This is a genomic window from Acinetobacter sp. YH01006 (assembly GCF_013420445.1).
GTDB lineage: Bacteria > Pseudomonadota > Gammaproteobacteria > Pseudomonadales > Moraxellaceae > Acinetobacter > Acinetobacter pseudolwoffii.
The window spans coordinates 21,253-34,002 of record NZ_VOYB01000009.1; the positions used below are offsets into that span (position 1 = coordinate 21,253).

General features: G+C 43.5%; 16 protein-coding genes and 1 tRNA gene. 8 read left to right on the top strand and 9 right to left on the bottom strand.

The features are described from left to right. The first annotated feature begins 14 nt into the window (after positions 1 to 14). The 7 genes from FTT73_RS09160 to FTT73_RS09190 all read left to right on the top strand — a co-directional run bounded on the left by FTT73_RS09160 (position 15) and on the right by FTT73_RS09190 (position 8,054). Positions 15 to 2,114 (top strand): carbon starvation CstA family protein, encoded by a 2,100-nt coding sequence (locus FTT73_RS09160; protein WP_005171642.1) that lies wholly within the window; start codon positions 15 to 17, stop codon positions 2,112 to 2,114. 10 nt (positions 2,115 to 2,124) lie between these two features. Next, positions 2,125 to 2,427, top strand: coding sequence for a YbdD/YjiX family protein (locus FTT73_RS09165; RefSeq protein ID WP_005096505.1), 303 nt, complete (start codon positions 2,125 to 2,127; stop codon positions 2,425 to 2,427). Between the two features lie 431 nt (positions 2,428 to 2,858). Beyond that, positions 2,859 to 3,821 carry a MoxR family ATPase gene (locus FTT73_RS09170; RefSeq protein WP_005096506.1) on the top strand — a complete coding sequence of 321 codons (963 nt, stop codon included), beginning with the start codon at positions 2,859 to 2,861 and terminating at the stop codon, positions 3,819 to 3,821. 12 nt (positions 3,822 to 3,833) lie between these two features. Then, entirely contained in the window at positions 3,834 to 4,739 is a 906-nt protein-coding gene (locus FTT73_RS09175) for a DUF58 domain-containing protein (RefSeq protein ID WP_005171639.1), read from the top strand. 13 nt (positions 4,740 to 4,752) lie between these two features. After that, positions 4,753 to 6,744 carry a DUF3488 and transglutaminase-like domain-containing protein gene (locus FTT73_RS09180; protein ID WP_180191312.1) on the top strand — a complete coding sequence of 664 codons (1,992 nt, stop codon included), beginning with the start codon at positions 4,753 to 4,755 and terminating at the stop codon, positions 6,742 to 6,744. A gap of 47 nt (positions 6,745 to 6,791) precedes the next feature. Beyond that, positions 6,792 to 6,868: transfer RNA gene (locus tag FTT73_RS09185), tRNA-Val, on the top strand. A 175-nt stretch (positions 6,869 to 7,043) separates the two neighbouring features. Next, positions 7,044 to 8,054 carry a site-specific integrase gene (locus tag FTT73_RS09190; RefSeq protein WP_180191313.1) on the top strand — a complete coding sequence of 337 codons (1,011 nt, stop codon included), beginning with the start codon at positions 7,044 to 7,046 and terminating at the stop codon, positions 8,052 to 8,054. 56 nt (positions 8,055 to 8,110) lie between these two features. Here the strand turns inward: FTT73_RS09190 and FTT73_RS09195 are convergent, their stop codons facing one another. The 9 genes from FTT73_RS09195 to FTT73_RS09240 form a co-directional block, all read right to left on the bottom strand. After that, positions 8,111 to 8,395 carry a hypothetical protein gene (locus tag FTT73_RS09195; RefSeq protein ID WP_062034575.1) on the bottom strand — a complete coding sequence of 95 codons (285 nt, stop codon included), beginning with the start codon at positions 8,393 to 8,395 and terminating at the stop codon, positions 8,111 to 8,113. Continuing rightward, positions 8,396 to 8,683, bottom strand: a complete 288-nt coding sequence (locus FTT73_RS09200) for a hypothetical protein (RefSeq protein WP_180191314.1) — start codon at positions 8,681 to 8,683, stop codon at positions 8,396 to 8,398. 1 nt (position 8,684) lies between these two features. Next, complete coding sequence (locus FTT73_RS09205; protein WP_180191315.1) at positions 8,685 to 8,960, bottom strand: hypothetical protein; 276 nt, start codon at positions 8,958 to 8,960, stop codon at positions 8,685 to 8,687. Continuing rightward, complete coding sequence (locus FTT73_RS16345; RefSeq protein ID WP_257232865.1) at positions 8,953 to 9,546, bottom strand: hypothetical protein; 594 nt, start codon at positions 9,544 to 9,546, stop codon at positions 8,953 to 8,955. The genes FTT73_RS09205 and FTT73_RS16345 overlap by 8 nt, the downstream gene beginning before the upstream one ends. Next, positions 9,546 to 9,842 (bottom strand): hypothetical protein, encoded by a 297-nt coding sequence (locus tag FTT73_RS09220; protein WP_180191316.1) that lies wholly within the window; start codon positions 9,840 to 9,842, stop codon positions 9,546 to 9,548. Before FTT73_RS09220 ends, FTT73_RS16345 begins: the two co-directional genes overlap by 1 nt. 52 nt (positions 9,843 to 9,894) lie before the next feature. Further along, a complete protein-coding gene (locus FTT73_RS09225; protein WP_180191317.1) occupies positions 9,895 to 10,794 on the bottom strand; it encodes a DUF2303 family protein in 900 nt (299 codons plus the stop codon). Between the two features lie 18 nt (positions 10,795 to 10,812). Then, on the bottom strand, positions 10,813 to 11,187 hold the full coding sequence (locus FTT73_RS09230; RefSeq protein WP_005103684.1) for a hypothetical protein: 375 nt from the start codon (positions 11,185 to 11,187) through the stop codon (positions 10,813 to 10,815). 39 nt (positions 11,188 to 11,226) lie between these two features. Further along, positions 11,227 to 11,469: a hypothetical protein gene (locus tag FTT73_RS09235; RefSeq protein ID WP_180191318.1), complete on the bottom strand. Its 243-nt coding sequence runs from the start codon at positions 11,467 to 11,469 to the stop codon at positions 11,227 to 11,229. 200 nt (positions 11,470 to 11,669) lie between these two features. Continuing rightward, entirely contained in the window at positions 11,670 to 12,380 is a 711-nt protein-coding gene (locus FTT73_RS09240) for an XRE family transcriptional regulator (protein WP_159137986.1), read from the bottom strand. Positions 12,381 to 12,503: 123 nt separating this feature from the next. Here FTT73_RS09240 and FTT73_RS09245 point away from each other — a divergent pair, with 123 nt between their 5' ends. Beyond that, positions 12,504 to 12,722: a helix-turn-helix transcriptional regulator gene (locus tag FTT73_RS09245; protein WP_159137985.1), complete on the top strand. Its 219-nt coding sequence runs from the start codon at positions 12,504 to 12,506 to the stop codon at positions 12,720 to 12,722. The last annotated feature ends 28 nt before the right edge of the window (positions 12,723 to 12,750 follow it).

A 12,750-nucleotide genomic window follows, 5' to 3' on the forward strand; every position in this document is an offset into this window, starting at 1 on the left:
ATATGAGGGATTGAATGGAAACTTTACAAAAGAAGTCCACGCTGACTTCGAAAATAATTTGGCTTTTGGTAGCCATAGTGGGTGCAGTCTCCTTTGGAGTGCTGGCCCTGAGTCGGGGTGAGCATGTCAATGCAGTCTGGCTGGTACTGGCAGCTGCCTGTGTCTATAGCATTGCTTACCGTTTCTATAGCTTGTTTATTGCCACCAAAGTATTCGAGCTGAATGAGCGCCGTTTAACCCCTGCGCATCGTCTGGCCGATGGTCTGGACTATGTGCCAACCAATAAAAGTGTTTTGTTTGGCCATCACTTTGCTGCAATTGCCGGTGCAGGCCCGCTGGTCGGTCCGATCCTGGCCGCGCAAATGGGTTATTTGCCCGGAACCATCTGGCTCTTGGTCGGTGTAGTACTGGCCGGTGCGGTACAGGATTTTCTGGTGCTGTTTATTTCGACCCGTCGTGACGGTCGTTCACTCGGTGAAATGGCCAAGCAGGAACTCGGCACCTTTGCCGGTATTATCGTCATGCTGGGTGCCTTGGGTGTGATGATTATCATCCTGGCGGTGTTGGCACTGGTGGTCGTCAAAGCCTTGACCAATAGTCCGTGGGGCGTGTTCAGTATTGCTGCCACGATTCCGATTGCGATCTTTATGGGCGTGTATATGCGTTTTATCCGTCCGGGTAAAATTGCAGAAGTGTCGATTATTGGTTTTGTATTGATGATGCTCGGGATCATCTACGGTGAAAACATCGCGCAACATCCTTACTGGGGGCCGTTCTTCACACTATCGGGAACTGAGCTGACCTGGGCATTGATCATCTATGGATTTATTGCATCAGTATTGCCGGTGTGGCTGTTGCTTGCGCCACGTGATTATCTATCCACTTTCTTGAAAATTGGTGTAATTGCCGGTCTGGCGATTGGTATTCTGTTTGCCATGCCTGAAATGAAACTGCCAGCGGTGACCAAGTTTATTGATGGTACAGGCCCGGTATTTGCAGGCTCCATGTTCCCATTCCTGTTCATTACCATTGCCTGTGGTGCGATTTCCGGTTTCCATGCCCTGGTCTCTTCGGGAACGACACCGAAACTGGTCAATAACGAACGCGATATCCGTGTGATCGGTTATGGCGGTATGTTGATGGAATCTTTTGTGGCGATCATGGCTTTGATCTGTGCCGCAGTTCTGGATCCGGGAATTTATTTTGCGATTAACTCGCCAGCCGCCTTACTCGGGACTACCGCAGAAAGTGCGGCAGAAGCAGTGCGTACCCTTGGTTTTGTGGTAACTCCTGAAGCCTTGACTTTATTGGCTCAAGAAGTCGGTGAAAACTCGATTCTGTCACGTACAGGTGGTGCACCGACTTTTGCGATTGGTATGGCGCATATCATCACGGAAATTTTTAATAGCCGTGAAATGATGGCGTTCTGGTATCACTTTGCGATTCTGTTTGAAGCTCTATTCATTCTGACAGCGGTAGATGCCGGTACGCGTGCCTGTCGCTTTATGGTGCAGGATACAGTCGGCATCGTGATTCCTGCGGTGAAAAACTCGCATAATTTCTTTGGTAACTTGCTGGGTACTGCGGTTGCAGTCGCAGGTTGGGGCTTCTTCGTCTATCAGGGCGTGGTCGATCCACTCGGCGGCATTAACAGCTTATGGCCGCTATTTGGTATTGGTAACCAGATTCTGGCTGCGATGGCGCTCATTCTCGGTACAGTCATTCTGTTCAAAATGAAAAAACAGAAATATGTCTGGGTCACCATTATCCCGACCGTTTTCCTGTTCATTACTTCCATGACTGCCGGCTGGCAGAAGATTTTCCACGAAAATCCGAAGATTGGTTTCCTGGCACAAGCTGATCGTTTCAATACGGCCATTGCCAATAATGAAATCCTGGCGCCGGCTAAAAGTATTGCAGAAATGCAGACTGTGGCCATGTCGAATCAGATTAATGCCGCACTTTGTGCCTTTTTTATGATCGTTGCTTTTGTGATGCTGTTCGCCGCGATTCGCGTGATTCGTCGTGCTTTAGCAGATCCGAATCCTTCTGTGCATGAAGCGGAAGCCATCTATCGCGATCCTGAAGACATTCAGCCAGCGAAAGGTCATTAAGGAGAGTCTTATGAATCTGAAATTTGCCAAAAGCGGAAAAACCATGATTTATAAAATCATCAAAATGACCGTGATGTCACAAAAGGATTTGATTCTGAATCCGAAAAACTGGTCACGTATTGCGACCTTGTGGCAACGCTTGCAGCAAAGTTTCCGCCTGATGGTTGGGGTGCCAGATTACCAGACCTATGTGGAGCATATGCGCAAGCATCATCCAGATCTGGAAGCGATGGACCCGAAAACATTTTATCGTCACTGTGTGGATTCGCGTTATCCATCAGCAGGCGGCGGGATGAAAAAGTGTCCGTGTTAATCATTGAGTAAAACAAGCGCCTTTCGGGGCGCTTTTTTATGCCTAAATATCGGTCTTAAAAATGGCCGAGCGAATGACCTCTCATTTCATTCACTCAGTTGTTTCAGAATATTCTTGATTCAAATCCAGGATAAAAATAAATCTGCATACCTTTTAAGTATGGTGTTTTAACTATCATAAATAAAATGTATGCGAGGATTAATACTCGCACTAGAAGAAAAAAATGATTTCCTCTTGAACCGGTTTTTTTGCCTGTTTTCTATGTTGCCATTTTCTCCGTACTTGATAAAACCCACCTATTTTTATTTGAATTTTCGCCATTTTGTCGCGGGTATTCTCATTCAGTTACACAGATAGAGAATTGATCTTTTGGGGAAATTAAAATTTCAGTGTATGTTAATCCTAGACCATGTTTTATTAGGAAAATTAGTGTGATCTGGGGCATGAAACAAAAGGAAAATAACGATACTGCACATCTCAATACTGTGCTTGAACAAAAGATTGCAAGTTATGCACCCAAGATCCAGCATTTTTTTGAAGAGGTCAATGCCATCGTACTGGACAAGCAGGCCCAGACCAAGTTGGCGCTGTGCTGTCTGATTGCAGGTGGTCATGTTCTATTTGAGGATTTACCGGGTCTCGGGAAAACCACATTGGCGAGTAGTCTGGCACATCTGGCAGGATTGAAGTTCCAGCGGATTCAATTTACCAACGATATGCTGGCCAGCGATGTCATTGGTATTAATATGTTTAACCAGAAAGAACATCAGTTCGAGTTTAAACAAGGCCCGATTTTCACCCAGATTTTACTGGCAGATGAAATTAACCGTTGTAGCCCCAAAACCCAGAGTGCCTTACTTGAAGCCATGGAAGAGGGTTATGCCACCATTGATGGCGTACGCTATGCCTTGCCAAAACCATTCTGGGTGATTGCCACACAGAACCCGCTGTTTCAAAGCGGCACTTATGCCTTGCCGGAATCGCAGCTGGATCGTTTTCTGATGCGTTTGTCTTTGGGTTATCCATCGCGTCATGCCGAGAAGCTGTTATTACAGCAGGAATCCCGTTTTGCCCTGATTGCCAGTCTGGCGCATATTTTTACTGAAGATGAAATTCTGGATCTGCAAAGTCTGGCGCATCAGGTCTTTATGAGTGAAGCGATTCAGGAATATCTGCTGGATCTGGCGGAAGAAACCCGCAAGAACCGTCATGGCCTGTCCACCCGTGGTTTATTGGCACTCAAGCGTGCAGCACAAGCGCATGCGCTGATTCAGCAACGTGCCTTTGTCACAGCGGATGACGTACAGGCCGTATTTGTGGCGGTGACTTCACATCGTCTGGGTTTGAGTGAAGCTGAAACTTTGAATGTCATGCAACAGGTTGCGGTCAGCTAAAGGAGTCCTCTCTTGGATAAAACCTGGCAAGAATGGCTGGCCAAACGCTTTCAATTTTCACAGCAGAAACAGCTCTCGCAGAAAGACGTCTTGGTATTTATTTATCAGCAGGGCTATCTGTACCTGGTGTTGATCTTGATCACCTTTGTGGCAGGGGTGAATTATGCCAACAATCTGATTTTAGGTTTCTGCTTTTTAATCAGTGCTGTGCTGTGTATCAGTTTTTATCTGACGTTTAAGCAGCTGCATGGCTTGAAGATTGAATTAATCGCGGATGAAGTGGGGCAGGTCGGACACAGTCTGAATCTGCAAATGTATTTTCAGCAGCAGCAAGTTCGACCACATTATTTGTATATTAAAGCTGGAAATCAGCTACACAAAGTTTATCTGAATGCACAGAAGCAGCAGTTTATCCTGCCATTTTATGCAGAGCAACGCGGTAAATTTGATTATCCCGTCATTCAAATATATTCGGTTTATCCTTTTGGATTGGTTCGGGCCTGGACTTATCTTTATCATCAGCATACTGCCTGGGTTGCGCCCAAAGCAGAAGTTTTTAGCGCAGAAAATAGATACCATCTGAACCGCTTTGAACCAGATATGGATGAATTTCGCGAGCTGCGAAATTACCAGACTGGCGATTCCTTGCAGTCGGTATCCTGGAAGCAGTTTGCCCGAGGACAGGGCTTATATGTCAAGGTTTTTGAGCAGTATCAGGATGAACACAGTATCGAGATTCATTATGAACATATGCCGACGCAATCACATGAAGAAAAACTTGAATTTATGATGGGACTGATCGAGCAATGCGAGCAACAACAATGTGCTTATGCACTGCATTTGCCCCAAGCCGAATTGCCACAGGGTGCAGGTGAAGCGCAACTGCGTAAAGCCAAACAGTTATTGGCACAGGCCTAAGGCAGATAAAGCAATGATCAATGCAAAAATCCGTACTTCGATTGTACTGACCTTGAGCCTGATTCTCATCGCCCAGATGGCATTTATTCCGGTTCTACTCAGTATTATTTTTGCGATTAGTATTGTGTGTATCTGGATTTTCCTGAAACGTCAGCAGCCATTTCCTAAAACGGGTACTTTCCTGCTGACGGCTTTGGCACTCGGCAGTATTTATTTGAGCTATCATAGTTTTATTGGTGTCGAGGCTGGGGTAGCAGTTTTATCTACTTTTTTATTTGCTAAATCACTGGAAAGTAAAAATAAACGTGACCTGATTATTCTGTTTAATTTTGCCCTGTTTGTTGCTGCCAGTTCATTTTTATACAGTCAGTCATTTGGCATGGCGATCGTGATTGTGCTGTGTTTAATCAGCTGTCTGATTGGCCTGTACCGGATTCAGACCAGCGAGTTTGAGCAGGAGCCGACCACCCAGCGTGCCGCCTTACAACAGGATGCCAAGCATGTAGCGAAGTTTATCCTGTACGCCATTCCATTTTTTATCCTGCTGTTTATTTTCTTCCCGCGTTTGCCACCACTTTGGCATATTCCCATCCCAGAAAATAAAGGTGTGACCGGTATTAGCGACAGCATGTCGCCCGGTGATATTGCTGAATTATCGCAGTCTAGTGCATTGGCTTTCCGGATTATCGGTGATGTCAGTAAACTCCCACCGCGTTCAGAGCTGTATTGGCGCGCCTTGGTACTGGATGAATATGATGGTCAACGCTGGACCAGCAGTTTCGTCAATCAGCAACCTTTAATGCGACAGCCCATGGATAGCTCGCCAGTGCCGGTTGGATGGAACTATCAATATCTGGCTGCGGATCCTTCGGTGTTCTGGATCATGGGGCTGGAAAAATCAATACCTGTGGAGCGCCGTTATTATAACCGTCAGGACTGGAGTATTGTGCCGCGACGACTCACGCAACGTGTTGAACCGATTCCGCTGCAGTGGATTGGGACACAATATGATCCTCAGGCTGTAGGTCAATATCTTGCGCGAATCAATAGCCAGGTACAGCGCAGATTGGATCCTCAAGCGCAGCAGCTGGCACAACGCCTATATATGCAAAGTGCTGAAGATCCACGCCGTTATGTGCAGAACGTTCTCAACTGGTATCAGCAGAATAACTTTGTTTATACCCTGAAACCGGGCCAGTTGGGACAAAACCGGATTGATGAATTTCTATTTAACTCCCGGCAAGGGTTTTGTGAGCATTATGCATCGAGTTTCGTCATGCTGATGCGTTATGTCGGGATTCCTGCACGTGTGGTGACTGGTTATCAGGGTGGAGAACTGGCACCGGATCGTAAGAGTTGGGAGGTCCGGCAACTGGATGCTCATGCCTGGACAGAAGTCTGGTTAGATCAGAAATGGCAGCGCTTTGATCCGACTGCCATGATTGCGCCACAACGTATAGATGGCGGAATGCAAAACCTGATGTCTCAAGATGAAAGAGTTTGGTCAAATAATTCGACCTGGACATCGCAGAATAATCAGTGGATGACCAAGATGCGGGTCTGGAGCGATTATGCCAGCTACCAGTGGCAAAGCAAGGTGGTGGGTTATAATGCAGAATCGCAACAGAACTGGCTATCAAAATTAGGTCTGAGTTCGGCTTATTCGAGTATTATCGTTTTGCTCGGCAGTATTGCACTACTGATTCTAGCCTATGGACTCAGAATTTATCTAAAAGCCCGACAGGCTCAATCCCCATTTGATCGTGCTATCCAACAGTTGAATCAATCTTTAGCTGACGATCTCAAAAAACAGCCTGCTGAAACTTTTCATCACTGGATGCAGCGTTTATCCCAACAGGTTAAGGTCGAAAATCAGTCTGCATTTATAGAGGCAATCCGGATTTTTGAAAAATATCTTTATTCAGGAGCAGAACTTACTGATCAAGAATTGAAAAAATTCAAGTATTTGCTTAAAACTTGTGCTGATAGTTTAAAAATCAAATGAAAAGACTTGTCTTCAGTCAGAAAAATTTATAATATGCCATGCATTCTAGGTGTATAGCTCAGTTGGTTAGAGCGCTACGTTGACATCGTAGAGGTCAGCAGTTCGAGTCTGCTTATACCTACCAAGATTCTAAACGTTATGTTATAAGGGTTTTAAGCGAAAACAGTAGCTTAAAACCCTTTTTTGTTGTCTTGAATAAAGTCTACCCTTAACCGCCATATCCGCCATATCCGCCCTTTTGGCGGTTATGGCCGTTAAATTTAGACCAAGATTAGACCAAGAATATAGAGTTATAGATCATGAAAATGCCTAAAGCGGTCAAGCGCGGTGAAAGCTACAGAATTAAAATAATGATTGCTGGAAAAACATATTCAGTAACCAAAGACACAGTAAAAGAATGCGAGCAATGGGCTGCGCAAAAGATGCTTGAGGCAAAAGCAAATAAACTTTCTGAGAATCTAGGTGTAAAGCAACACTATCCCTTTAAAACCCTTTTTCATAAATATTATGATGAGCATGGGCGAAAGCTTCGTGGATCCAAATACGTCAAAGAGCAGTTAGCGCCGTTTGATGAAAAGTTTGGTGCACTGGCAGATATGTCGATTCATGACATCACACCAAAGCATTTAACCGCCTGGCGTAATAAACGCTTAAAACAGGTTGGAGCAAATACCGTGCTTCGAGAGATTGCGCTGTACTCTTCAGTTTTTAGCTATGCAGTCAAAGAGCTTTTCTTGTTGGAAACTAATCCATGGATGGGTATTAAAAAACCGGCCAAACCTAAAGCCCGTAATCGCCGTATTCGTGATGAGGAAATTCAGCTCATTTTAGAAGGATTGAATTATCGTGAAGGGCAGACACCGACATTACCAGAGCACTATGTTGCATGGGCGTTTCTATTTGCTCTAGAGACTGCAATGCGCCGTGGTGAAATTCTTGGTATTACCATGTCAGAAATTTATGATCGGCATGTGCATTTACCTAAAACCAAAAACGGTGATGCTCGTAATGTGCCACTAACTAAAAAGGCCTTGGCTTTGTTGGATCTGATTGATCATGATGGGCCTAAGCTGATTCCACAAAATGAAAATGCTTTCAGGTTAATGTGGGAGCGTCGCAAGGCAAAAGTAGGACTGGCAGATATTCACTTTCATGACACACGCCATGAGGCTATTACTCGTTTTGTGAATAACCAAAAATTACCGGTTGAAGTGCTGGCAAAGGTCACTGGTCATAAAAATATTAAAGTCCTGGTGAATACTTATTACAACCCGGATGTTGAAGATATTGCGGATATGATGGATGCATAAAATTAAAGCCCCTTAAATTGGGGCTTTTTCTTTAAATATAGTTTGTATGGCCTTTTTCATTGATTATTCCTTGGTCGCCCGCGTCTCGCGATAGGTTTAGCTGTCAAAATAGCGTGTGCTTGTTCTGGATCGTAAAGACATTTCCCTCGAGTACCTTTGTTGATTGCTGCACAGCGGTCACGGACAGCGTCGGGACTAATGCCATAGTACTGAGCCAATTCAGTAGACGATACCAGTTTTGGGCTTACATCCTTGATCGATACGATCTTTGCACCGCCAACTTCAGAGCCTACGAATAATTGAGGTGCTTCACCTTGTACGGTTATTTGAAAAATTCCCATTTAAGACACCTCCTTTAAACTTTGAACCACTCCAAACCGGTCATGCTTCGTGATAAAGATCGAAAGCATGCGATCAATTGCATCAGCATTACTGTTATCAACTAGAATATTAGTGATTCCAGATTTGTGAGATATGGATAGTCGCAAATCACCCGGATATCCTTCTGATGCCAAAAAGAAAACATCAGCTTGTTGTCGGTCTAGAACCAAATTGAAAGGCTTATCTTTGTGCAGCTCGTCAATGATGTACGTTGCTACGGCAATATTTTTTTGTTGGGTTTCATTCATATCAAGATCCTTGTGCCTGGATTACATAGCTGCGTATTTGGGCCAAAATAGAATCAAGCTCCTTGATATTAATATTCTGGCCGAACATTTGACATAAAGCATGACCAGCTACACTACCCATAAAGTGCAATGCTTCAATTTCATCTTGATCAGCAATTTCATTTGCTGCTTGGTTGAAATAAGTATTGCTAAACGCTTTCGCTAACTCCGATCCACTTTCAGCAATCAAGCCGACAGGTTCGATATGGTTGATAACCAGCATAGGTTTATTAGTCATTAGCTGGCTCCCGTGCTGCTTCACGTTCTTCAGCAATACACTCCTCTAAATGCTTAATACATTCAGACTTAGAGTCGAAAGGCCCTTGCCAGCAGCCATTGAAGTGAATATCCCATTCAACAAGGCCGTGTTCCTCAATTAGGTCTATTTGAACAGCTCCATAGAATGGAACGTCATGAGCAAACCAATGTTTATTATCGTCAGTACCAAATTCTAATTTGGAATTTTGAGCTACAACTTCGGCTTGATAAGCTTTTTCTGCATGCTTAATTAATGCTGATACTGGTGTACCCCTCATAAACCATGCCTGACCAATCATGCAGTTATTTTCTAAAACTTGTTCCGGCACCGCTTGGGCTTTGGCATCACGTTTTGCACGTAACCACATAACCCAACCGGTATTTAAAGTCTCATAAGCAACCTTTCGATCTTCATCATCTGTGTTGTTTACACATTCACTTTTGATTTCATAATCACCAGTGTTTTCATTGAAATTGAAAAACGGTAGAAGATGAGAGTGAATAAACTCAGCCTCAAATAATGGTTTTTGCTCAAGCCATACAACTTGTTTTTCTGAAATATCCATCACGCTGCCATCCTTAATACTTTTGGTGCCTGAGCCCGTAAAGAAACCAGTAAGGGCTTACCAACTTTCAAATACTGCTTAAGAAAAATGGCATAGCGCTTTTGGGTGGCTTCACTCATCTTTCCAGTGCTATCAATTTCAAGCGTAGGTTTATTTGATTTGCTGTATCGAACCAAGGCTGCATTCTTGACCAGTTTTGGTTGATACCCGTCATTCAATAGCCAGTTTTCAAAAGGTGCAGCCAGGCTAAAATGAATTTTCTTGGTGCCTTTGGGGTCAATAGGTGGGTAATTCATTTCACTATCCTTTAAATGACCATGCGCAGTGCATGGCCATTCGGTCTAATGGTTAGATATTTGCAGAGCCTTCAAGGATCGTCACAAAATCAGGGACACCTGGTAACGCCGTTTCAGTATCATCATTATTGAAAACGGTTTTGCCTTCGCGGATATAAGTCACGGTATCTTCCATAGACTTTTCAATCGCTTTTTCGAGCTGGTCCAAGTCGTACCACAAAGCAATATTTCCATCCTTGATGCGGTAGCGGAAACGGGCTGGAAGGGCATAGTGTTCACCACCACGATGAACCTGAATACCAAATACGATTTGTTCAGGAATATTCAAGTTGCCTTGACGCCCAGCACTGGCTTCAATGTTTTCGTTGTAGGTCAGTGACACTTGGCCATTGTCAGTACGAGTACCAGATTTAAAATCGATATTGGTTTTGGCCTGAAGGGTGTTCACGATTTCATAAAGCTCAGCTGCAGCAGGCTGATTCACATATGGCATTACATCTTCAAGGAATAATGCAAAATCCATCTGTGACATTTTTCGGCCAGAGTTCGCTACAACTTTTTCAAATTCAGGAGTTTTACTAACAATGAAATGGGCAGTGTGCTTGCAATGGCGTTGATAAGCATTAGCACCATAACCTGCAACTTTTTCGGCTTGGTGAAAGTCCAGTACCGCTTGAATTTTTCCACCCAATACATCTACAAAAACCATTGAGTCTTCGTCTGCAAAACGATTAACGTAGGCAATCAGGTCTTTTGCTGTATGCAAGATTGTTGCTTGATTAAGTTGAAGCGGACGCTCCAATGTTTCTTCAAAGGTGTGTACGCTGCTATCGTCAGATGTAACTACGAAAGGTAAAACGCCGCCAGCTTCCTGTAGAGAAGTTTGACCAATTACGAAAGCATCTTTATGCACTGTTGTACCTGCTTGATTGTTTTGTTCAGAGTTATTCATGTTGTTAAGGCCTTTTAATTAGCTGAGGTTTTTGAAAGTTGGTTTTTTGGTTTCCGGCAGTGCTTTCACATCTACTGGGCCGCTTGATTGGATCTGTTCAAGATTCAATTTCTGTTGGCGTGGATCTTCACGAACAAGCTGCTGTTTTCCATCGGTGAATAGAACCGTTGGTTCTTTATCGAACTTAGGAAGAATCGACTTAACGTCATCCATAATTTTGTAGACGCCGTTGCCGTTTGGCTTAATGGTCAAAGAGATAGTGACCTTGCTTTGCTTGCCGGTATCCGCCGTTGCCTGAAGTGCTTCAGTAAGCAACTCGTCAATTTCTTCAGCCACAGTACCGTGACGTAAATTTTCAAGTGTTTGAGCGAAAGAGGTTTTGTTTTTTGACATGGGTATTCTCCAGAAATTACTTGTGTAAGCCGTGTTGAATTAGTTGTTTGTTCCAACAGAAGTGGCAATTGCTTCAACCTGGCGATTAGACGTTTTGTCTGCCTGATCGATAAACATTGCCGAAAGACCTAAAAGGATTGAGAAAACTAAAGACCAAGCTGCAACATTTGAAGCGACTTCTTTCGCTACAGATTTAGGCTTTGGGTGTTGATACAAACACTCAGAGGTCATGCTGGATTGACCGAACTCTGGCAGGTTGCTTTGGATAGGGTTTTTATTCATAATTTATTTACTCACAAAGAGAGTGTGGGTCAGGCCTCAGGTTGTTCGTGCAACGCTGGGGCTTTTTGTTGCTTCGATGAAATTAATATAACTTAAGTTATAAAGATGTGTCAATAACGTAGGGAATATTATTTATAATATTTGTTATAACGGTTGTAATAAAAAAGGCGCTACATGAGCGCCTTTATAATTTAGGGTATTTACATTGATCCGCCTTTCCAGCAGATGCGACCTTCAATTTCTATTTTTTCTCTAATTTCTTCTAGTGAAAGTATGATGTCTGGGTATTGAACCTTGTCTGGATTATCCGATCTAATCACCCAATGCGTCACCATATTGATAAGGCGTTTCACATAATATTGCTCATCAATACACAAGAAATAAACCTTATTTGATTTTGGCGTGTTGTCGTGTGGATTAACCAAAAGCACCTGACCATCTTCAATAGAAGGGTACATGCTTTCGCCTTTCGCATAGATCACACGCAGATCATCTGGATTAGGTAAGCCTTGCTCTCTAATCCACTGTCGGCTAAATACCAGACCACCCTTAACCTCCACGCTGTCTATGATAGAGCCACCGCCACATGAGCCATAGATATCAAACTGAGGAACAAGAACATATTCATCAACGCTTGGCTTTTCACCCGGGTTTTCACCACCGACCACAACAAAGTCATTAAGGCTTCCAGACTGCTTCTTTATGTACTCTTTCCCGTAGATTAGGTAATCCACTGAGGTATTTAAAGCCTTCGCTACCTGAGCAATATATTTTGAGTTATCGGTCTCATTATTCTCAATTTTAGAGATAGCGGCTTGCGACACCTCTGACTTTTTAGCCAGTGCTGATTGTGACAACCCCAATCTAGTGCGTGCCTCTCTAACTCGATCACCACAAGTTAAACCAACCATAAGAAGACCCATAACAAATAATTACCTGTGTAATAATTTAACGTAATTTAAAATAACATGGATTATTGACTTGTCAAAACAAAAGTTATAAATTATAACCTAAGTTATAAGGAAGGTCGTTCTATGAATTGGGAATCGATTATTAATCAGTTGTTGGAAAAGATGACCCAAAAGGAATTAGCGGCTTTGGCTGGTTGTTCTCAGCCGTTTATCTCTTTGCTGTCATCTGGTCAGCGAAAGAATGTGGATTATGAAACAGGGCAGAAACTTATTTCTCTTTGCGTAATTCATGAAATTGAAACCACCAGAAACGAGAAAGCCCCAGCTACCGCAAATAGCTAGGGCTTTTGTGTCTAAATCCCAGGAGATT